Origin of the sequence: Shewanella sp. NFH-SH190041, from assembly GCF_024363255.1 — a bacterium.
Taxonomy (GTDB): domain Bacteria; phylum Pseudomonadota; class Gammaproteobacteria; order Enterobacterales; family Shewanellaceae; genus Shewanella.
This window is the reverse complement of record NZ_AP026070.1, coordinates 4,164,118-4,186,406: the sequence shown is the minus strand read 5'-3', so window position 1 is coordinate 4,186,406 and position 22,289 is coordinate 4,164,118. Positions and strand designations below refer to the sequence as shown.

Annotated in this window: 17 protein-coding genes and 1 tRNA gene; 5 read left to right on the top strand and 13 right to left on the bottom strand. The window is 47.9% G+C overall.

The features are described 5' to 3' along the window. Positions 1 to 48 precede the first annotated feature (48 nt). From NFHSH190041_RS18655 to NFHSH190041_RS18640, 4 genes are all read right to left on the bottom strand, one after another. On the bottom strand, positions 49 to 1,014 hold the full coding sequence (locus NFHSH190041_RS18655; protein WP_261923201.1) for an ABC transporter permease: 966 nt from the start codon (positions 1,012 to 1,014) through the stop codon (positions 49 to 51). Beyond that, positions 1,014 to 2,015: an ABC transporter permease gene (locus tag NFHSH190041_RS18650; RefSeq protein ID WP_261923200.1), complete on the bottom strand. Its 1,002-nt coding sequence runs from the start codon at positions 2,013 to 2,015 to the stop codon at positions 1,014 to 1,016. The genes NFHSH190041_RS18655 and NFHSH190041_RS18650 overlap by 1 nt, the downstream gene beginning before the upstream one ends. Beyond that, the gene (locus NFHSH190041_RS18645; RefSeq protein ID WP_261923199.1) at positions 2,008 to 3,504 is read right to left on the bottom strand and encodes a sugar ABC transporter ATP-binding protein; all 1,497 of its coding nucleotides are present in this window, start codon (positions 3,502 to 3,504) and stop codon (positions 2,008 to 2,010) included. Before NFHSH190041_RS18645 ends, NFHSH190041_RS18650 begins: the two co-directional genes overlap by 8 nt. A 128-nt stretch (positions 3,505 to 3,632) precedes the next feature. Continuing rightward, a complete protein-coding gene (locus NFHSH190041_RS18640; protein ID WP_261923198.1) occupies positions 3,633 to 4,607 on the bottom strand; it encodes an autoinducer 2 ABC transporter substrate-binding protein in 975 nt (324 codons plus the stop codon). Positions 4,608 to 5,676: 1,069 nt separating this feature from the next. Between NFHSH190041_RS18640 and NFHSH190041_RS18635 the strand changes: the two genes are divergently transcribed. Then, complete coding sequence (locus NFHSH190041_RS18635; RefSeq protein WP_261923197.1) at positions 5,677 to 6,981, top strand: restriction endonuclease; 1,305 nt, start codon at positions 5,677 to 5,679, stop codon at positions 6,979 to 6,981. Between the two features lie 44 nt (positions 6,982 to 7,025). Here the strand turns inward: NFHSH190041_RS18635 and NFHSH190041_RS18630 are convergent. Further along, a tRNA-Pro gene (locus NFHSH190041_RS18630) sits at positions 7,026 to 7,102 on the bottom strand. Positions 7,103 to 7,270: 168 nt separating this feature from the next. After that, positions 7,271 to 7,552 carry a (2Fe-2S)-binding protein gene (locus NFHSH190041_RS18625; protein ID WP_261923196.1) on the bottom strand — a complete coding sequence of 94 codons (282 nt, stop codon included), beginning with the start codon at positions 7,550 to 7,552 and terminating at the stop codon, positions 7,271 to 7,273. 225 nt (positions 7,553 to 7,777) lie between these two features. On the opposite strand from NFHSH190041_RS18625, the gene NFHSH190041_RS18620 reads away from it, so the two are divergent. Together NFHSH190041_RS18620 and NFHSH190041_RS18615 are read left to right on the top strand one after the other, a co-directional pair. After that, entirely contained in the window at positions 7,778 to 8,428 is a 651-nt protein-coding gene (locus NFHSH190041_RS18620) for a class I SAM-dependent methyltransferase (protein WP_261923195.1), read from the top strand. Beyond that, on the top strand, positions 8,422 to 9,468 hold the full coding sequence (locus NFHSH190041_RS18615; RefSeq protein ID WP_261923194.1) for an HNH endonuclease: 1,047 nt from the start codon (positions 8,422 to 8,424) through the stop codon (positions 9,466 to 9,468). The genes NFHSH190041_RS18620 and NFHSH190041_RS18615 overlap by 7 nt, the downstream gene beginning before the upstream one ends. Before the next feature lie 253 nt (positions 9,469 to 9,721). Here NFHSH190041_RS18615 and NFHSH190041_RS18610 read toward each other — a convergent pair whose 3' ends face one another. The 7 genes from NFHSH190041_RS18610 to NFHSH190041_RS18580 all read right to left on the bottom strand — a co-directional run bounded on the left by NFHSH190041_RS18610 (position 9,722) and on the right by NFHSH190041_RS18580 (position 20,871). Continuing rightward, positions 9,722 to 10,774, bottom strand: coding sequence for a macro domain-containing protein (locus tag NFHSH190041_RS18610; RefSeq protein WP_261923193.1), 1,053 nt, complete (start codon positions 10,772 to 10,774; stop codon positions 9,722 to 9,724). A gap of 7 nt (positions 10,775 to 10,781) precedes the next feature. Next, positions 10,782 to 11,390, bottom strand: coding sequence for a DUF4433 domain-containing protein (locus tag NFHSH190041_RS18605; RefSeq protein WP_261923192.1), 609 nt, complete (start codon positions 11,388 to 11,390; stop codon positions 10,782 to 10,784). A gap of 170 nt (positions 11,391 to 11,560) precedes the next feature. After that, a complete protein-coding gene (locus NFHSH190041_RS18600) occupies positions 11,561 to 14,626 on the bottom strand; it encodes a type I restriction endonuclease subunit R (RefSeq protein ID WP_261923191.1) in 3,066 nt (1,021 codons plus the stop codon). Between the two features lie 79 nt (positions 14,627 to 14,705). After that, entirely contained in the window at positions 14,706 to 16,016 is a 1,311-nt protein-coding gene (locus tag NFHSH190041_RS18595; protein ID WP_261923190.1) for a restriction endonuclease subunit S, read from the bottom strand. Continuing rightward, positions 16,013 to 18,409 (bottom strand): class I SAM-dependent DNA methyltransferase, encoded by a 2,397-nt coding sequence (locus tag NFHSH190041_RS18590; protein ID WP_261923189.1) that lies wholly within the window; start codon positions 18,407 to 18,409, stop codon positions 16,013 to 16,015. Before NFHSH190041_RS18590 ends, NFHSH190041_RS18595 begins: the two co-directional genes overlap by 4 nt. A 60-nt stretch (positions 18,410 to 18,469) precedes the next feature. Next, on the bottom strand, positions 18,470 to 20,239 hold the full coding sequence (locus NFHSH190041_RS18585) for an N-6 DNA methylase (RefSeq protein ID WP_261923188.1): 1,770 nt from the start codon (positions 20,237 to 20,239) through the stop codon (positions 18,470 to 18,472). A gap of 440 nt (positions 20,240 to 20,679) precedes the next feature. Then, a complete protein-coding gene (locus tag NFHSH190041_RS18580; protein ID WP_261923187.1) occupies positions 20,680 to 20,871 on the bottom strand; it encodes a helix-turn-helix transcriptional regulator in 192 nt (63 codons plus the stop codon). Positions 20,872 to 21,358: 487 nt separating this feature from the next. On the opposite strand from NFHSH190041_RS18580, the gene radC reads away from it, so the two are divergent. Together radC and NFHSH190041_RS18570 are read left to right on the top strand one after the other, a co-directional pair. Further along, positions 21,359 to 21,820, top strand: coding sequence for a RadC family protein (gene radC, locus NFHSH190041_RS18575; protein ID WP_261923186.1), 462 nt, complete (start codon positions 21,359 to 21,361; stop codon positions 21,818 to 21,820). A 67-nt stretch (positions 21,821 to 21,887) separates the two neighbouring features. Beyond that, entirely contained in the window at positions 21,888 to 22,250 is a 363-nt protein-coding gene (locus NFHSH190041_RS18570) for a hypothetical protein (RefSeq protein ID WP_261923185.1), read from the top strand. Positions 22,251 to 22,289: the final 39 nt, after the last annotated feature.

The following is a 22,289-nucleotide window of genomic DNA, read 5'->3' as shown; positions in this document are numbered from 1 at the left end:
CGGCAAAAACAATTTGCGGCATGGGTTGAGACTGTTTCACTGCGCAAATCATTTTTTTGCTGTGGGCATCTGTAGGGCAATAAAGAGAATAAGGATGCCGCCCCACAGTGCCATGGTCAGATAACTGGAAACGCCCAGCAGGTTAAGGCCACTTTCCAGCGTCTGCAGCACAACCAGCGCCAGACAGATGCCGATAATGCGGCCAAAACCACCGTCAGGATTAATGCCACCCAGCACGGCGGCCAGAATCGCGACCAGCAGGTAGGACTCGCCATAACCGGCTTTGGCAGAATTGAACTTTGCCATCATGATCAGCGCCGCGACCCAGCACAGTACTGAAGAGATGACATAGACAGCGATCAGGCTGCGACGGGTATTGATACCGCTAAAGCGACTGGCGGTTTCATTGGAGCCGATCAAATAAATAGTGCGGCCTAGCGGGGTGTGTTCCAGGATCAGCCACAAACCAAAGGCAAACAGGGCAAATAGCAGAAGTGGCATGGGGATCCCCAGTACGGTGCCATTGCCCAGGGTGAGCAGGGCATCCGGGAAGCCGGCAATCACACTGCCGCCGGAAATCAGCACATTGAGGCCATTGATAAAGGTCATCATCCCCAGCGTTGCCAAAATGGGAGAAACACCAATCCAAGCGATCAGCAGGCCATTGGCTAACCCTACGACTACGGCGGTTGCCAGCCCCGCCGCCAGCGCCACCATCAACATGCCAAGGCTGTCAGGGTGCTGGGTAATAATGCCTGCCATAACTAGGGCGCAGGCATTGGTAGTGGCGATAATAGACAGGTTAATGCCGCCCGTGAGCATACAAACCGCCATGGCTAACGCCAGTACGCCCAGCAGTGGCATCTGGGATGACATGGACTGCAAATTAGCCAGCGAGAAAAAGGTGGTGCCAGATGTGCAGGCCATCAACACCATAATGGCGGCTAAGATCACCAGCAGATAGCGAATATTTTTATCACTGGGCAGTTTGAGGGAATTCATTAGCGCGTCCATCAGGCCTCCTGCTTTGCCTGTCGTTTTTCATTCAGCGCCGTAATACTGATGCTGAACAGAATGATGAGACCTGTTACCAGGGTATGCCAGTAAGATGGCACGCCCAGCAGGGTCAAACCGTTTTTCAAAATAGCCAATAATGCCACCCCGAGTACCACGCCCAACAGGGTGCCTTTGCCACCTGTCATACTGGTGCCACCCAATACCACGGCTGCCAGTACCGTTAGCTCAAAGCCCATGAGGGAGTTGGGTGCCACCGACTGGGTGATTTGGGTTTGCACGACTGCGGCAATCCCCGCCAACGCACCCATATAGCCATACACAAACAGGTTGAGGCCAAATAGATTGATGCCAATACGGCCCGCGGCATCACTGTTGCCCCCCATGGCGTAAATCTGGCGGCCAATGCGGGTTTTACCCATTAGTAGCGCCGTCAGGGCAATTACGCCCAGCAGCACGAGAATGGGTAAATTCAGGCTGTAGTCGTAGCCGTCACTGCCGGTAAATTTCAGCAGCTCCACCCCATTCATAAACCAGTCAGGGAAGCCATACAGCCAGTCACCGTTACTGAAATAGATCAACAGGCCGAAATAGACGTTCAGCATGGCGATGGTGATGATAATGGCGGGCACTTTGAGGAAATACACCAGCGCGGCATTCAGCATGCCCAATACCATGCCGGTGACAGCGGCAATTTCAAAGGCGAGGTAGAAATTGCCGCCATTGGCAAGGATATAACTGGCCATCAGATACTGGGCGATGGCCGCCGTGGCAGGGAAGGATATATCGATCCCCCCGGCGATCAGCACCACAAACAGGCCGCAGGCCATGATGCCAAGGATGGCGGAGCTGACGGTCATATCAAAGATATTGCCTAAGGTCATAAAGTCTTCCGTGCCCAGCCCCAGTGCAACTATCAGTAACACAATCAAGGCGGCTAGATAGCTTTCATGGTGTTGCCACAGATCTTTCAGGTTGGTGTGATGCAGAAATTCAGGCATTGACCGCCTCCATAATGTCTTGCTCACTGCAGTGGCTTGGGTTGAATTCATGGGTAAAGCGCCCCTCTTTCATCACGAGAACCCGGTGGCTGTTGTAAAAGACTTCTGGAATTTCATCACTGATCATCAAGATTGCCATGCCGCCTGCAGCTAGATCCCGCGCGATTTGGTAAATACTTTCTTTGTTGGCGATATCCACCCCCACAGTTGGGGCGTCCAGGATAAGGACGCTGGGGTTGGCGGCAATCCATTTGGCAATGGCAATCCGCTGGGCATTACCGCCAGACAGACTGGTGACCGGTAAGGCGGGATCTGACACCTTAATGGCCAGTGAACGGATCAGATTTTGCACTGTGTCACGGGCGCGGCGATGATCCAGCAGCCCGTGGCGGCTAAGCTGCGGCAAAATGGCGGCAGTGGTGTTATCACTGATGCTCTGGTTCATTACCAGCCCTGTGGTCATCCTGTCTTCCGTGACATAACCTATGCCATGGGCAATGGCATCGCGGTTATTACGCAGATAGACCTGCTCCCCGTTAATGCTGATGGCACCGCGATCTGGCCGGGTCATACCAAACAGTGACAGGCACAGCTCACTGCGGCCTGAGCCCAGCAGCCCTGTGATAGAGACTATCTCTCCTGCTCGCAGTATCAGGTCGATATCATAAAATTGCCCCTGACGCGTCAGCTTGCTGGTGGACAGCCGGATATCACTGCCATCGGCTTTCGGTGTGAATGCGCCTATGGGCGTAAATTCAAACCGCTGACCTGTCATTAAAAAGGCCAGTTCATCACTGTCGACACTGTCGGCGTCAAAGGTGCCGACAGATTTGCCATCGCGGATCACGGTAATGCGGTCTGAAATCTCCATCACCTCATCTAATTTATGGCTGACAAAGACCACGGTAATGCCCCGGGCTTTTAGATCGGCCACCACTTTAATTAGATTGTTGACCTCGGTACGGGTCAGTGAGGCGGTCGGTTCATCCATAATGACCAGCTTGGCATCCGCCGCCATCGCTCGGCAAATGGCAACCAGTTGGCACTGGGCGATGGACAGTTGCGCCACGCGTTTTTCCAATGGCAGCGATACGCCCACACGTGCCATGGCGTGGCGGGCAATGTCTTTCAATCGACTGGTGCGGACAAAGCCTTTATGCCACTGCATATGATCTTGAATGGCGATATTTTCATACACGGTCAAATTGGGAAACAGAGACAGATCCTGATAGATCACCTGAATGCCGTGATCAATGGATTGTTGGGGCGTGAGGCGGCTATAACGTTTGCCATCAATTATAATTTCAGCCCCTTTCTCCGGAGCGTGTACGCCGGAAATCACCTTAAACAGGGTGCTTTTCCCACAGCCGTTTTTACCGGCCAGGCAGTGAACTTCTCCACGATTAAAGCTGAGGTTAATGTTGCTCAGGGCTTTAACAGGGCCGAAATGCTTGGACACATTGTTGAGTGTGATAAATGCATTGGACATAGGACTATCCCGCAGAAAAACGAAATCGGGTATCCGCAGTCTCCCGGGCGGGCCGGGACTGTACCGGACAGAAAAGATGGCGGGTCGGGCGTCAGGGCCGTATCCGACCCGCCATACAGGGGAACTGATTAGAAGCCCAAGCTACGGGCGTTGGATTTATCCACTTCCAAGATCTTATTGAATTTAATCACTCGGGTATCAGGATTGACTTCGGCTTTGCCAAGGTTTTTGATGGTTAGGCCGTCTTTGATTTGTTGCCCATCCAGCATCAACTTGGCAACGGATACCAGGGCATAGCCTGCATCGGCCGGATTCCACAGGAAGCCTTTATCAATTTCACCACGCATCAGATATGGGGCTGCCTGACTTGGCATCAAAATACCTACAGTATCAATCTTGTTTTTAGCGCGTTTTTTCTTGATGGCTTCACCGGCCCCGATCAACCCCAGAGAGCCATAGGAGATTATGCCTTTCATATCCGGGTGGGCTTTCATCAGATCATTGGTGGCGGCGTAGGAAGCATCAACACTTTCAGCCACTGGCATCCGACTGGTGACTTCGTACATCTCCGGGTAAGCCTGCTTTTGGTAAGCGATAGCGAGATCGGCCCAGTTATTATGCAGCGGTACTGTCAGGGAGCCGACATAAATGGCGTATCCCCCTTTGCCTCCCATATGCTTGGCCAGCTCATCCATGGTTGCCTTGGCGTACGCGGCGTTATCCAAGGTTTCAATATCCCAGTCGGCGTTGTGTTTATCTGGCGATTCATGGGTCAGCACCACAATGCCCTTGGCGCGGGCTTTTTCAAATACGGGCTCCAATACGGTGACATCATTGGGCACTACTGTGATGGCATCTACACCCTTGGCGATCAAATCTTCAATAATTTTGACCTGCTGGGCTGGGTCTGGGGTAGATGGCCCCACTTGACGGGCATTAACACCGAGATCAGCCGCAGCCTGCTCAACCCCTTTATTCATTTGGTTAAACCAAGGAATACCGGACACTTTTACCACGTTAACGATTTCGTAATCCTTGGCGGTGACGCCAGCAGTAAGCAATGCCAGCGACAGTGCCGCTACTTTAAAGAGGGACTTTTTCACCTTGGTTCACCTTTCTGAGCTGTAGGGGGGAGGTTGTTATGGCAGCTAATATAAATTCCGCCGGGGGATAAATCCGCTGTAACCCAGAATAATGTGACCTACGCACATTATTGTTATCACAGAGAAAATTTTAAGAGACGTCAGCGTTGCGGTGAAAAAATGATGAAATAAAACTACGGTTTTAAGTGCTTATTTTTACGTTTTGATAGCGAAAGTTGGGGTAAAAATTAACTAAAAATCAGGCGGGAAAAGCTAAATAGCGGAGCTAAATGAGTATCGCCTGAAACAGAATAGTAAAAATCCATGTTGGGTCACAAAGTGGCATTTTTTTACCTGTCAGCAGCATAGCGCACGCAATTGTTACCGAGCAATATTGGGACAAAAAGGCACAGCATAAGCGACAAACTGTTACTCGCTTTCGTTATTCAGTGACGGATAGAGCAAAACTTGCCGGAGTGTGAGCTTGGCTAATGGCGTTTGAGTTACCAAACATAAATCCTTATACAGTAGTCGACTCGATATTTGTGTTTATAAGCTTGCCTGCAAGAGCTTAATCGTTAAGGAAATATTTATGCTGTTTACTCTCGACTGTAGTGCGCCTGTTCGCTTTATCTGCTGAATTTATGTAGTTGTTTGGTAACTTCAGGCTAGGAGTTTGCTTATTCTTCGGATTTCGCGTTTCCAGAATGGGTCTTGCTTTGGTGAGTGAATCTTTTGACGCCATCCAATACTTGAGTCCTAAATTTAGTCGTTATGAAATACATACCACATTAATCCAGCTTGATAGCTGTCAACGTTCGGTTCATAGGCAACCCCATAATTCTCTAGCTGTGGGTACATAGTGGAACCTTTTGGATGATCGTTGGGGTGTATATTGGTGAAATGGAGGGATGATCTATGGATTATGAATCATATGACCTGTGATTTGGTCTTCTTAAGATGGCTATCTGAATTTATAGAACAACATATTTATCGAAGAACATGTAATTCCAAAAGTATGTGAGATAACATGTAAGCATATGGTTTTGTTGGTTAAATCAGGTCTGACTTTACTCGCAGAGGGAAGGGGATGCGTATAGCGGTAGGTGATATTCTAAGGTATAAGAAAGTAATTTGTAGTGAGAATCTTTATGAGGATGGTTGTTTAAATTTCCACTTTCTTACCAAAATGCCTGTGGTGAAAGGGTTGCAGTTGGAAAAAGGAATTAATGCCTCGTCAGCAATTCAAAGCGCAGATTTTGGTAAAGTTAGACCCGTAATTTTAGTTGCCAGTAGTCCGAATAAAAAAGGGAGTGCAGAGACTCCTTGGGAAGATTTTTTTGATGTAGATAACGGGCATATTCGTTATTTTGGTGATAATAAATTACCTGGGAAAGATCCTGCGATGGCTCCAGGAAATAAAGCTTTACTTGAAGCCTTTTGCTTAGCTCATTCTCATGATCCCAAACAACGCTTAATGACACCTCCAATATTGTTTTTCCAACGTGTGACTGTTAATGGTATCTCAAAAGGGTTTCCAAAATTTATGGGATTTGGGGTTATCAACAGTGTGGACTTGGTGACTCAGTGGGACAACGATAAGCAGCGTTCCTTTACCAACTATGCCTTTGATTTTACCGTATTAACCTTGGAGCTGGAGCACGAACGCTTTGATTTTTCGTGGATAAATGAGCGTCGCCGCTCAGGTTTTTCATTACAAGATACAAACGCCAAGGCACCCTCAAGCTGGAAATCATGGCTTCAGCTTGGTAGCAATTCTTTGGATAATTTGCGCCGCCGCGTCTCCAAACTAAAAGTTGTAAAAGCTGGTGAGCAGCGGCCGCAGCAGGGAACAAGACAGTATCAGACTTTAAAGTCTGTTTATGATTTCTATGCAGATAAAAAACATAACTTTGAAGCTTTAGCGGAACTAATTGCTGAGCGGGTTATCGGTCAAGACATGGGAATATATCGGCGGGGATGGATCACGCAAGGTAGCAGTGATGGCGGTGCAGATTTTGTGGGGAAGGTGGTGTTAGGGAGTGGTTTTTCGAAGGTTGAACTAATTGTGCTTGGGCAAGCTAAGTGTGAGAAATTAGATTCGCCTACAGGAGGAAACCACATTGCAAGAACCGTTGCTCGATTAAAACGTGGTTGGCTTGGAGTGTATGTCACTACAAGCTATTTTTCTGAGAGTGTACAGCGTGAAGTCATAGAGGATAATTATCCGATAGTGTTGATTCATGGTAAGCGGATCGCAGAAGAGTTGAGCCAGCTTCTTCATGAGAGTGAGACTGCCAATACTGTTAATGAATTACTTAATGAGATAGATGCCCAGTATGCCTCACGAATTCGACGTAGAAGGCCAGATGAAGTTTTGGCAAGTAATATATAATTTGTATTAGATTTGGCTTGAGTTTTACGGTAAGAAAGAGAAAGTGGTCGGTGTGAGAGGATTTGAACCTCCGACCTTTTCGTCCCGAACGAAATGCGCTACCGGGCTGCGCTACACACCGAAAAAAGACAGCGAGCCAATAGTGGCTCGCTGCGTAATAAGTTATTCCTCAACAGTGACTTAGGTCAACTGCTACCAATTACTCTTACCGAGAGTTAATCTTGACTTAATTTGTTATTTGTCATTGATATAAAGCTGTATTTATCCTGTTGCCGATACCTTCTGACGATTAGCCCAATGGCAACAGGGTGACATCGCCGGTAACCTGACATTGGCAAGCTAGGCGTCGATTGGGGCCATTTTCCCCCAGATTATCCAATACATCATTTTCTTCCTCGCTTTTACTATTGAGGTGTTCCATACCCGCCACAACTTCGATAGCGCAAGTACCACAGGCCGCGGAGCAGCAGCCGAACGGCAGGGTATTTTGCTGCGGTTCAAGTTCTGTCAGTTTGCTCCCCGGTGATAGGGTAAATACGGTGTCAGCCCCGACGATGGTGATGCTAGGCATACTCATTCCTTGGTTAAATTGGGTTTTCAATAGGATAGTGTCTGTGGCAGGAATTTTCCCGTCATGGCTTGGGATGACGGGAGGCTGGAAATAATCTGCTTGTCGCAATAGCAATGGAGTATGAAATGGCACTGAAAATAAAGCAGATTTCGGAGCGCGATTACTGAAACTAATGAAGGTATGCGTATAGTGTGCAGCTAAGTCCATTGTTTTATATGTAAATATATGCCGATTGCTTTTTATCGCCAGCATGCAGCAGCGCTGGCAGCTCAATATCAGTCTCTTAGTTTTGAGCAGGTGCATGCCGGTTGGCAAGATCTACTTTCTCAATTAGTTGTGTTTGATAATGGTTTCAAGGTGTTGGATGTTGGTGCGGGTGCAGGCCGGGATGCCGCGGCATTAGCCCTGTGTTATCCCGGTTGTAACGTGATTGCAGTTGAGCCTGTGGCTGAACTGGCAAAGTTTGGTCAGCAATTTACAGCTGACTTAGCGGTTAAATGGCTGACAGACAGTTTGCCGCAGTTGTCATCGTTGACGCCGTTTGCAGGGCAATTTCACCTTATTTTACTCAGTGCAGTATGGATGCATTTAGCCCCACATGACCGAGCGACGGCAATGGCGCGGTTAGCGACATTGTTGCATCCTGAAGGAATGCTGGTGATATCGCTGCGCTTTGGTCAGACTGCATTTGATAAACAGCAGCGGCAGATGTTTGATGTCAGCGTTACTGAGGTGTGTGAGCTGGCCGCGTTGCATGGCCTGAGCCTGCTAAGGCACTGTGATAATGGCAAAGATGCACTAGCGCGGGATCATCTCAGCTGGCAGACGCTAGTGCTGACATCAGCGCAAGGCATGCTAGGAGGCGCTCAATGTTAGTGCCTAATGCCGATACCCAACTGAATTTTATTGCTTATCTGCAGCGGATTTTTGTTGAGGGTGATTTTGTTGCCACTTATAAATTTGCCCTGTTGCATGCGCTGGCGGATATCTGTGTTGAATTATCGCTACCAAAAGATCCCCAAGATGGACTGTGTATTCCTTTATCACTGTTGACGGAGAAGTTTATTGAGCTTTATTGGCAGCACTCTGTGCCCTATTCCGCTAATGGTGAAACGCCGATATTGCTACGACAAAATACGGGCAAACAATCGGCTTTAATTAGCCAGTTAGAAGGATTTCGTTTACAGGGTGTGGGGAGCTTAACTCAGCTGAGAAAACATGCCGATTGGCATGCACTGTTAGTGAAAACCCAGCGAGTTTTAATGGATGGGCCATTGTGGCGATTGCAGAAATTGGCCGGGGTGGATGAGTGCTTGTTGTATCCCCATCAGTTGAATAGCAAGCGGGAAATTCAGTTAAATCTTGGGGTTGATTATTGTTTTCGGCGATTTCATGACTTAGTAGTCTCCATGACTCGGGCGCAGTGGCTACAGAAAATCCGAGAATATCCGGCTAATCACGCCATGATCGGTGACAATGGTAATTTAGAGAACTTTTTGTTTGGTACTAATCGCAACTCGTTAGCGAAAGTCACTGAGGTATTACGGCATATCCAGCAGGATAACTGTTTTTACTGCGGTAAAGCGATGCGCGAAAAAGGCCAAGTGGATCATTTTATTCCTTGGGCTCGCTATCCCAATGATTTAGCCCACAACTTTGTATTAGCCCATAGCTCTTGTAATAACAATAAAAAGGCTTTCTTGGCTGCTCAGTGCCATAAAGACAACTGGTTTGAGCAGAATATTGTGCAGCATACTGATTTAATTACTACCGAACTGGGCCGCAGCTTTACTGCTGATGCTCATCGTTCCACCGCTGTAACTAGCTGGGCTTATCAACTCGCCGCCGCAAACCACACTCAGCTTTGGCTTGGTATTAATCAGTTTGTTGGATTTGAATCCACCGTTCTTGTTTAGTCCTCTGCTGAAGAGCCATTGAGCTGGAATATTGAAGTTAGAGGTAGCTGAAAATAAAAACGCCCTATCATTCGGGCGTTTTAATTTTGAGCTTGATTTAATTACTCTACGTTCTGGATCTTAATGTTGATTGGCTGTCTAGTTTGGCCGCCTTGGTGGGCTTTCAAGGGGGTTGTTAAGGTATTTGAATGCATTTGCTACCCATATCACTACCCGCTTGTGTTTGATTACTACCACTTGTTTAGGAACATCGTTACTGAGCAATCCAGTGTTGGTCCTTGAGCCGTTCCCACGCGGCCAGAATATGCGCTGGCTTCATTTGGGCCTTACGAGGGTTCCATGAGTGAACTTTACTAACAATATCCTCTGGGGTTAAAGAGCCGTCAGACTCCTTGGTTGCCACCCAGTGCACAGTTGAGAGTAATTCCATACCGTTTTGCGACTCAAAGCCTTCAATGAGCTTAGAAACGCGCTCAAAGCGTTGTTTGGTGTCAGCATGTTGCTCTAGATAACTCAGTGCTTCTTCGGCTGCATCAGGTTTAAGTTCTATGGGCGTTTCAGGTTTATTTTTGCCGTCACCAAACCCTGTAATGAAATGGCCTTCCATTCGGTTCAATACGTGGCGTAAAACATCGGCATAGGGCCCGTAGTGGTGTTTACTGAACACGACTTTATTTAAGGGTTCGCCTGACTCAACCAAGAAATAGACTAGCTTTTGTATTTCTAATAGAGAAAGTCGATAATCGAAGCCGGTAGACTTATAGCGTTCTATTACCCCTAGCACTGCCGCCCGTCCGGGAGTCATTTTAGGGCGTGTAGTTTTGTCTACCATTGCTTTGGCATCAGGTGCTGATTGCGGAGGATAAACCCGCCACTCGATATCTGGTCTGGTCGATAATTTTTGTGCAATTACTTTGCTGACTTCATTCCAGGGCAAGCCTCCCAAGCCACTTCCCAAGGCCGGAATAGCAACGGACTTGAGTTGGAGTCGGTCAGCTTCTTTCAGCAAATCATCAAGACCTTGTTCGATATACTCCAGTTTAGAGTTACCTTTCCAATGTGACTTGGTAGGGAAGTTGATGATGTAGTAGGGGGCATTCATGCTGTTAAGCGACACGGACAATACTTTTCCGGTAGTTATCTCTTTGTTATCACATACTTTTTTGTAAACAGTGAAGTTGTGTGGAAAGGCTTTTTTAAACTGTAACGCTAGCCCTTTACCCATCACACCAACGGTATTGACGGTATTGATGATTGCATCTGACTGATCATGCAGGATGTTGCCAGTAACATAATTGATCATCATTTGCCTCCTAGTAATACCAGCCTGGCTTTACTTCAACGATTGGTTTATGAGCACAGTTTGCGATTTGCTGATTTACCTTTTGTGCAACATCCTCTGATTTTACACCGATTCGGATGATGTTGTTCCAACTTACCGATTCAAAAGCAAGAAACTCTGCTTGTTTCTCTTCCTTAAAGTCTTGCCAGTATCTTTCGTTGATGATGCGTTGCAGGTCCAACTCCTTGAGGCGGCTGAAATCATCTATTTGCTCAGCATAATCAAGGTCTGCATGAATATCTGTAAAAAAGCAGTGTTGATTGCTCAGACACACAGTTTCTACATTGCTGACCAAGTGCAGGATCTGGTCCTGTCCACCTTGAAAGTCGGCGTGTCCTCTATGGATAACATAAAGCATTACTGAGCGAGGACAAAAATTAAACGGTACATATTGCCCTATCGTGCCACCGGCAGCGACACGAACAGGGCGAATAAGGCGACGTTGCTTGATATGGTTATAGCCAATGTTGTGGTTCATCAGCCCTAGCTCAATTCGTTTGGCGTCCGACCACAGACAACCTTGCTGGATAATACCGGCAAGGTTGTCTAGGTGGGTGATGTGAGAAACGGATGGGTTCACAATTAGTCCTTTAAAATGGCCATACGGAGCAGGCCTATCGCTTTTTGTGGCCCCGTGACGGGGAAGGGAAAGCGTTCTTTAGATGCCATGATGCAACATTTTAAGTTGATAATCCGTATGAGTTTCATGTTTTTACAATGAGTAGTTAGAGGACTCAATCGTTCCGTGCTCTACATTCCAACCATACGCTGCATACTTTGGCTCAGTGACAGCTTAAAGGCAGAGTCTTTGGCAAACAGCTTGTAAAACTCCATATCGTCCTTTCGACGCTGCAGCATCACCTCCATGAGCATCTTATCCCAGGCAAGCTCACGGTTGTGAGGATCAGGGTTGTTCTGGTACTTCGCCTCAAAGTCTGGGTGATTCCTCATGCTCTCAGCGATATTGACGAACTTCACTCGCTGCTCTTCTGGTGTCGTGCTCCAGTCTTGGAACCAGCGCTCGTTAAACACCTCGATGATGGCATCCAGCGGATCGGTTTCCTTCTCACCGCCATGGGCACCGCGTGGATTAGGATTCTGTGGATCCAGTTCCGTTTCCTCAGCATCCAAGGCAATCTTATAGCTGACCTTTACACGCTCGAGGCCGTAGGAGCTAAGGTCAACAGAATCAAGCAACGCGTCGAGTGCATCAGCCTCAGGGTCTTCCACTTTCAGCTTTGGTATGAGGAACTTGAGGAACCAGAATAGCTTCTCCCATGCGACAACTTCATAGGGCATGATGGACGCCATCTGGCCGTAGATCTTCACGAACTGCTTAGCCTTAATCTTGAAATCCACTTTGTCGTCGTTTTCAAGCTCTAACTCATGGTTAAAGCGAGCGGCTGCTGTATCAATAAGCGGGCTCAGTTCCTGGGCATCCACACCATCGATAAAGCGGGTGGTGAACTGGTCTACCTCATGCCACTCGTAGACACCCACATCGTCCATAGAATCCTTGAGCTCGTGCAACACGTTAACGTCGGTTGCCTCAGACAGGGTGGTCGATGTGTAGAAGGGGTCAAAAGACTTCTTGACGTCTTCAACCGTATTGAAGAAATCCAGCACAAAAAGGTCTTCTGTCTTCTTCGCGAGGCTTGGTGCAGAGCGATTCAGCCGCGATAGAGTCTGCACACACAGAACACCTGCAAGCTTCTTGTCCACATACATGGAACAGAGCTTGGGCTGATCGAAGCCCGTCAGATACTTGTTAGCTACTACCAGCAAGCGATAGGCGTCCTGATCCACATGCTTCGGGATTGGATCATTGGGATTGTTACGTTTGTAGTTAACGTCGAAGTAATCCTTGGTGTCGGTATCCGGGAATCCATTCATGCCAGCTTCAGTGTACTCAACCCCATCCACCTCTTTGGTGCCAGAGAAGGCGATAGCAACCTTGAAGGGATTCCCCATTTTATCCAGCTGACGGTTAAGCGCTTTGTAGTAGCGGATGGCAGTCTCAATGTTCTGCGTCACCACCATCCCCTTACCTTTGCCCTTAAGCTTCTTGGTATTTACTACGTTAGTGATGAAGTTATCGAGCATCTCCTCAGCTTTACTGTCGATCCCGTGCTGACTGGTTTCCACATAGGCCCGCAGCTTCTTCTGAGCTTTCTTGCTGTCAAATTCAGGATTTTCCTCAATCGACTTTTGGATCTCGTAATAGCTCTTATAGGTGGTGTAGTTGGCCAGCACATCGAGAATGAAGCCTTCCTCAATGGCCTGCTTCATCGAGTACAAGTGGAACGGTTTAAAGCTGCCATCATCCTGACCTTCACCAAATTTCTCCAAGGTCGAGTTCTTCGGAGTTGCTGTGAAGGCGAGGTAGGAGGCATTACCGCGCATCTTACGGGCACGCATCGCTTGCAACACCTTGTCTTGCGCATCCTCATACTCTTCATCAGAACCCATCACCTTGTTCATGTTGTCGTGGGCCGAGCCAGACTGGGAGCTGTGGGCTTCATCAATGATCACTGCAAAGCGTTTATCGCTGAGATCGGAGATCCCATCTATGATGAATGGGAACTTCTGGATGGTGGTGATGATGATCTTTTTGCCATTCTCCAGCGCGGACTTGAGATCAGCAGAACGATACGCCGGGGCAACGATGTTCTTCACCTCGGAGAACTCTTTGATGTTGTCCCGCAACTGCTTGTCCAGCAAACGGCGGTCGGTCACCACGATCACTGAGTCAAACAGCGGATGCTCCACACCACGGCTTCCTGTAACCTCATTGCTAGTTGGGTAGGCTTCAATCAACTGGTAGGCAGCCCAGGTGATAGAGTTGGACTTACCGGAACCTGCAGAGTGCTGGATAAGGTAGGTCTGGCCGACGCCTCGATTGCACACATCATCAATCAGCTTTCGAACCACATTCATCTGGTGATAGCGAGGGAAGAACAATGTGCGCTTATTCAGCGGTGTCTTGCTTGTGCCATCCAGCCGAACAAAGTGTTGGATGATGTTGGCAAGGCTCTCTTTTTTAAATACCTCTTCCCACAGATAAGCTGTCTTGTGGCCGTGCGGGTTCGGTGGATTACCTTTGCCGTGGTCATCCCCCTTGTTGAACGGCAAGAAGAAGGTCTTGTTACCAGCCAACTTAGTGGTCATGTAGACCTCATCGGTATCCACAGCCATATGCACCAAGCAGCGGCCAAAGCTTAATAGAGGCTGAGTCGGGTCGCGGTCTTCCTTGTACTGCTTTTGGCCATGGTAACAGGCATTCTGACCTGTCCAGGCATTTTTCAGCTCCAGGGTCACAATCGGGATGCCGTTGATAAACAGCACCATGTCGATTTCCTGCAGCGGCTTTTGCTTGTTGTAGCGAACCTGGCGAGTGCAGCTGAAGATGTTCTCATCGAAGTTTTGCTTCACCCGATCACTACTGCTGGTCAATGGGGCTGGATACATCAAAAGAAGGTGAGCATCGTCCACGCTCAATCCCTTCTTCAGAAGGTGTAAGATCCCATGCTTACTGATTAGTCGGTCAAACCGTTCCAGTACCTTACGCCGCCAGTCGTTAGGGCTGTTGCGCTTAAGTTTCTCTAACTCTTTCTCTTGAGTAAGTTCAAGAAACTGCCAGAAGTACTTGGTATCCAGCGCGTACTGCATATCGAAGTCATCAGGCAATCCAAGCTGGAAGCAGCGGTTACCGTAATTTGGTGTCGCTTCGCCGACTTGCAGGGTTTCAACGCAAGTGCCAACCAGGTGTTTTTGAATAGCGGCTTCAAGTGCTTGTTCGTTGGTTTGACTAACCATAACTGATGGGGTCCTTCTTGTTTGATTCAGAGCCTGGCCCGCTTTTTTTAGCGGGCTAGCCCTCTGCAGTTGACTCGTCTTAAGCCACTTTGATTTTGCCGGTTACAGCGGCATTGATCAGTGTGGTTTTGTACTCTTTCAGCTTGCTGATTTGCTTGGTCTGATGGGCAATCACCCCATCAATTCGGGCTGATTCACGTTTAACGTGCTCAACGATTTCAAGCTGCTCACTCTTCGGTGGAACAACCAAAAACCGTGTCGCAAGGTTATTAAAACGAATCCTAACTGCTCGTTGCCGGACGGCACTGCAGATAACCTGAATGTATCTAGCCAGAGCCATTTCACGCAGCAGGTAGGCAAAATACTCGGGAACATACTCATCCGAGATGGGGTCGCAGATCACATATTCTGGAGTACACTTGCCGTCGGAATCAGACACACCGATTGCACCTTCAAAGGCATCCATAGAGTTCAATACCAATTGTCCTTTTCGGATCCCTTGGTACCCCCCTTCAAGAATGGCTTCAGTGTACCCGTCCAAGCGGCGATTGGAGCGCAAGGTTACCTGGCCATCCCGGTATGAAGTAACAACACCATCATCAGGGCTAACCCGCAGTCTACTCTGGGTAAAGAGGTACTTAAAGCGTTGACTTTTCCAATGCTCAGGAATGTCCCTAAGCCACTCAACTCCAGAATCCTTCATCGGTACATCTGGGTTTAGCCCTTGGGTAACTGCGTGCTGAATGATGATCTGTTTACGTTCTTTGAGCAGCGCGATCTGCTGCTCTTTAATAGCAATGCCCCTATCTACACCTTTAACTTTTACATCCAAATAAGCTGCAATTTGAGATTGAACCTCGAGATCTGGCAAGCATATATAAAAATTGTTCAAACTTGATAAAGAAACCCCTCCAATTAAGCCTGACATCGAACTTTTAAACTGCTCTTGAAATGGTTTAGAAAATATAAAGTAATATAGGAACTTGCTATTCGCTTTTTGTGCGAACAAACAAGCCAGCTTATTTACAAAATATACTTCACGATTGGTGTAGGCAATTTTTTTACCTGCGCTACCACCTTCAATGCAAAGCAAAGTTGTATTTTTATTAGCTAAACGGAATCCTGCCTCTTGCTGGGGAACAAAAATGCCGCTGTTATAGTTAATTTCGGAGGTGGTTACATTAATATCTTTAGATGATATGTATGATAGAGTCGACTCATTTTTAGTTGAATAGAGTTCTTTTTGTGCTGGTGTTAAGCTATCGCCATTTTTTATATTGGCGACATATTTCAAGCGAGAGATCTCCCAATGAGATGGGATGTCCGCAATACAACCTATACCAGAATCTTTATAATCTTCGTATTTAGGCATCGCAATTAGGCTATTCATGCGGATTCTCCCTGAACCTCAGGCACCTTCACACCTAAGATCTCAGCAATCAGGCCTTCGGCTTGACGCTCCAGTTGGATGATGTCACCTGCAACCACATCGAGGCAACGTAGCGGCTTATGCCGGTAAAAGTGCTTGTTAAAGCTGATCTCGTAGCCGATCTTCACGCTGTCGATATTGAGCCAGGTTTCCTCAACGTGCGGCTTCACTTCATCTAGGAAGTATTCATAGATACTCTGTTTCACCGGGATGGATTCTGAGTCGCGCAGATCACTGCTGGACTCATAAGTGGTGAACTCATTGGCTTTGCCCGTTGGGAAATAGCCAAAGTCTGGCAGGTCCGCCAACTCACACTCACAGCGCTCCAATAACTCCTCCAACTTGGTGCCGGTCAGCTTGGCAACCTTTTTAATCACCTTTTCGGCTGTCTCGTCATACCAGCTAACGGCGTTCAGAATGGCTTTCTTCTCTGGTGCACCCAGCTTGACCTTCTGCGCTTTCAATACAGCATCCACATCTTCGCGGAACCGGTTAAAGTCACGGTATTCCTCGGTACCAACCTTCTGCTTCAGCAGGTAAGCGGTATCCACCAGCTCCTTCAGGCCAACCCAAGTCGCGGTGCTGAAAAGCTTGGTTTTGGCCTTGGTATTGAGGGTGATGTCATTCTCTTCGCACCAGGTGAGGATTTCCTTCTCCTGAGATTTGAGGAAGTTCTTCTCATAAACCTGCTCTCCATGCTCAGCATAGAGGTGCGCCATGACTTCGCTCAGTGACTTGTCAAAACGCAGAGTTTCAATTAAATCATCCCGGAACTCGGCTTTACGACGATCTGGTCGCTCAACGGTGACTTTGTAGTAGCCAAAATCATCGTTATCAAACACCTGAGCGGCAATGCCTATAGGGTTGTGCTGCTCATCGGTGGCGCGTTCAATACTCGCTGCACTGAGGTAGGTACGGGTGATCTCTGCAATGTGCTCGGGAGTGAACTCGCAGTTTTTCTCCCCCAGGTTTTTACGCAGCTTTTTAAACAGCAGACTGGCGTCTATTAGCTGCACCTTACCTTTGCGACTTTCTGGCTTGTTGTTGTTCAATAGCCAGATGTAGGTGCTGATCCCTGTGTTGTAGAACAGGTTGTTTGGCAACTGAACGATGCCTTCCAGCATGTCGTTTTCAATGATGTAACGACGGATATTACTTTCACCACCACCGGCATCCCCAGTAAAAAGGCTGGAGCCATTGTGAACTGAGGCGATGCGTGCACCCAGAGGACTGTCTTTGGTGGACTTCATCTTGGTTACCATCTCCATCAGGAACAGCAACTGACCATCGCTGGAGCGTGGCGTCACATCCTCAGTATGCTCTTCACCCCAGTAGTCCTTCAGCTTCACCTTGAAGCGAGGATCGATAACGTCCTTACCTTCTTTGATGAATTTCTGCTCAGAGGCCCAGCTCTTGCCGTAAGGGGGGTTAGACAGCATAAAGTCGAAGCTCTTACCCGCAAACTCATCGGTAGACAAGGTGGAGCCGACCTTGATGTTCTCAGGGTTGTTGCCTTTGATCATCATGTCGGACTTACAGATGGCGTAGGTCTCATCGTTAATCTCTTTACCAAAGAGGTAGATATCCCGCTTGGATCCAGTTATTGGATACTTCTCTTCGATGAAGTTCTGGGTTTCAGTTAGCATGCCGCCACTACCACAGGCAGGGTCGTAGACGGTGAGTACGTTTGGCAGATTGTCCTTGATGGGGTCGAACACTAGGTGGGTCATCAGCTCGATAACCTCTCGGGGGGTAAAGTGTTCACCGGCCTCTTCATTGTTCTCTTCGTTGAACTTGCGGATCAGTTCCTCGAACACATAGCCCATGCCCAGGTTGCTCAGAGCTGGCATTTTAATGCCGTCCGGATCGTTCTTCTCTTCCGGGGTCAGGTTGATGTGTGGGGAGATGAACTTCTCCACCACATCCAGCAACACCTCTTTACCTGCCATATGGCGGATCTTTTGCTTCAGTTCAAAACGCTCGATGATCTCTTTGACGTTATCGCTAAAGCCATCGAGGTAGTCATCGAAGTTGGCTAGCAAGATCTGGCGATTATTTGTGGCAGTGCTGTGCAGGCTACGCAGGGTCCACTTGGAGGTGTTGTAGAACACATAACAGGATGCCTGGCGCAACGGCTCTTCATCCAACTCAACCTCATTCATCTCTTCAAGCTGGAACTTGGCTTCGTCCAAAACCGCCTGTTTAGTAGGTTCCAGCAGAGTATCAAGGCGGCGCAACACCACCATAGGTAGGATCACATCACGGTATTTGCCGCGCACGTAGACATCGCGCAGGCAGTCGTCAGCGATGTTCCAGATGAAAGAAACCAGTTTGTTGTGTACTGAATGGTCCATAAGGGTCCTGTAATTCTTTGTTAAAGTTCAAAGCAATGCGGTGCCTTGAACTTGAGATAATTAAAGTGTCAGCCAGTCGTCGTGACGCAGGGCGTCAATCTGTTGCTGGAGCTGAGCGATTTGTTCTTGCAGCGATACCATCTGCTGCTGCTTTTCGGATGCTTCCTCGACCTGTGCCTGAGTGGGAATAATCACGGGCAGTTCTTCCAGGTCATTCATTTTGATAGTCCTGATCCCGGTACCGATACCCACAGCCTTACTCACCAATGCCTGCTGAGCCATCGGTGAATTGAGATAGCGATAAAGGTATGCACTGTTCTGGATCGGGCCGTTGGGTTTAAGTCTCAAGATGATAAAAGACTGACCTGCAATCCAATTGTTCTCTGCGGTTTTTGGAACCAGCCCGACTTTTCCGACATTGCCCTTCACCGTTAGTAATACATCACCGGGAAGCATACGTTGACGATTGACCCGAGTCATAACTTTGGAATCAGAGATGAGAATCTGTTTCTTTGGGCTATTGAATAAGCCCACTCTATCGATGTCACTTTGATTGGCTTCTTGGTAAAGCTCACCTTCATCATCAACCTTTAAAGCCTGGCAGCGCACGAATTTAACTACATCAGATAGAGAGCAGGTCCGCATCGACTCCAGTTTTTCCTGGAGCTGCCATGCTTCGTCTGACAATACATAGCGAAGCACGTCTAAGTTCCAATCGTTCGCCTCAGCTTCAGCAATTGTAATGTGATGGCATATGCTTTTGTCTCGCCCGTCAATCGCATCAAAAAGAGCCTGTTTACCGACAAAGTGGTTTTTGAAGCGCTCCTTGAAATAAAAGTGATCACCTGAGGCGTCTATTGCCAACGCATTGCAACTGTGTCTTTTGTCCAGAAGCAACATAACCGGGGGCATTGATGTAACGTTTAAGGAAAAGCTTGCGAGTTGCACTACTGCGGCTAACTTGCCAGTTTTTAGCAGCTCTTCTTTTAACGACTTATCGCCTGTTACGGTTCGAGATAGAAAGCTCGGTGGAACGATGACTACGGAGCGGCCTTCTACGCTGTATAGCATCACCTGCGTAAATAAAGCTTCGCTACTGGCTGGTTGATGAGGTGCTATTATTTCTGATGACGCTGGTAGGTCGTTCTGGCTAAGTTTCATACCCCAATAGGGAAATGCCGCCCCCTGTACAAAACGCTGATGAGTGTTTAATGCATCAAGATGATCGTGTATAGAACTTGTTCCGCTTACTTTGATTCGATCTCCACAGAAGACGGACATCATCCTTGCCCAAGCTCTTTCTATTAACATATCAGGGATATATACAGCCTTGATACCCTTGCTTGCATAGGCATATGCAAAGCTAAATGAGCCTCCAAAAGGGCAAAATGCAGTATCGTAGATATCTTCTCGACTCGTCCAATCAACAGCAAACTCTGCTAGGTCTCGCTGTACAAATGGAGGACCTTTCTTCCCACTTGCCTCCATATGTAGATCGTGAAGCAACCAACCTAGTTCGACCTCTTCGATGCCAGTTTGCAATATTAACTGTGCATATCTAAGCATGTCTGTGACACCATCGACTTTGGCACGATGTATAATCCCATTGATATCGAGCAAAGCATCTGCAATGTCGGGTAACGTTGGCGAGAGGTAGTCCGCCAGCTCTTCTACATTGGCAAATTGTCTATCTAAGTCTAGGTCTGCTCGGTTTGCGGCTACACGACAAGCAATGAGCGCCGTTACAATATGGAGAGCGTCCTTTGGATCTGGGACCCCTCGGATCAACTCGCTTGCTTTCCTAACAAGGTTTTTGATTTTGTTTTCCATTGATGATTCCTACCGCGCCCTCGAATAGCTCTCGAGGGCATACGTTGTAATTTTCTGGCCACCGGCTTCAACTAAGACATATCCACCTCGTTCCTTAGCCTTAATCAATTCATGTCGAATTCGGTCAAGTTCTCTCAATGCTGCGTCACATGCATTCCGATTAAGGATCTGTTTATCACCACACCAAGCTCCAAACTGCTCAACGACTTCCAGAGTTGACTGCTTTATCCCTCGTTGGGACATACGCTGTTGGATGTGTCTTGTTTTTGCCATAACCACTCTCCATCTGTAAGTTATGACCTAATAATAATCAGGTCCTGATTAATATCAAGTAATCAGGACCTGATTAATTTTATTTTTGCAAACATATTTCGGAAGTTTTGTTGTTACGATAACATGGCTGCGGCATAAACCGGGAGCAGTTGCTCCCGGTTTATGCGCTATGCCTCTGCAGCGTCTCGCTGTTCGATTTTTTCCATTATCCAATCTTCAATCTCACTCTCTACCCAGGCCACGTTGCGCTCGCCCAGAGATACTGGCTTGGGGAAGTTGCCATCGTTCATGTATTTGTACACGGTCGATTTAGGTAAGCCAGTGATGTACATGACTTCTTTCAGTTTCATTAATCGCATGAGTGTTGTCCTTGTGATTTGCTCATGTGATATGGCTTTTGCGTAAATTTCGACGCGAAGATGGCTTGGCCTCATACTTCAACTCGGCATGAACCTGACTCGAACTTTTTTCAGGCATATATCACCTACATGCAGTGGCTATTGAGGTCATTGTTGGGGGCCATGTTTTGTTCCAACTGGCGCTCATCTACAGGAACATAATCAGGAGGCGATATGCCTTTACCTTTCGTTGCTGGCTTCATCGTCGGCGTTGGGATCTACTGCTACCTCAAGGAGTCAGGTGATGCCATTTCTGATAACGCTGCCAGCAACTAAGCTGTTTGTTCTTGGTGTGGTCTCTGGCTATACCTGGGCACGGAACTCAGATTTGTAATCTGTGTGCAATCAAGGGAGTAGCTAAGGCTGCTCCTTTTTTTGGTCCAACTCTTTTTAGGCATATGCCACTGAATTGCATTGTCTATGACACTGATTTTTGGGGAGGTATTTCATGCAAGGAGAACGTGTTAATCAGCCTGTTCCCATTGACCAGGTACTGGAGCAGGCGGCGGAAGTTTTACTGTCGAAATATTCCCGCGAGGGGATATTCGAGAACCCGCCAATAGTGAAGGAGTACCTGAGTTTGAAGATGGGACATTATGAGCGGGAGGTGTTTGCTTTGATGCTTTTGGATAGCCAACACCGACTCATCCAGTTCTTACCTCTGTTTTTCGGCACTATTGATGCTGCGAGTGTTTATCCGCGGGAGGTCGTCAAAGCCGTGTTACTTGCAAATGCGGCAGCTGTGATACTGACTCACAATCATCCCTCTGGTGTGGCTGAGCCCTCACATGCTGACCGGGCTATTACCAATAAACTCAAGGATGCGTTGGCCCTGATTGATGTGCGTGTGCTCGACCATATTGTTGTTGGCGAAACATCTGTGTCGTTTGCGGAGCGCGGCTGGCTTTAATCCTTTTGCGATTCCCTTCTAGCTGCCTGGCGGCAGCATTTTTGCCGTTAAGCCTTGAGGAATAACTATGATTGTATTTTCAGATAGCTTTTCGCAGGCCTGCGTTGCTGAGGCTTGCAGTACATCCCCCAAACTGCTTAATCGTCTTGCGCTGGAACTGACGTTGCCGATATTTGCTCGCCCTTTAGATGGTGAAGGACACGTCATAGGACCACCAGCAATCGCGCCTTTGAGTACTTTGCGCCGGACGTTGCTGCTGGTCTCTCCAAGTGATCTCATTGAGCACCTCCCTAAAGAGATTGCCTTTGTGCGCCAGCAATGCCTTTGCAATGAGTACGGCCAGCCTACAGGCGAGTGGCAGCCGATCATCAATGGCGTTTACTACAACCATGGCAATAACCAGTCTCCTGACTGGCAAAGCCATACCTGAACCTCGCCCCCATATTCCCCAGTTTACAAACGCCACAGG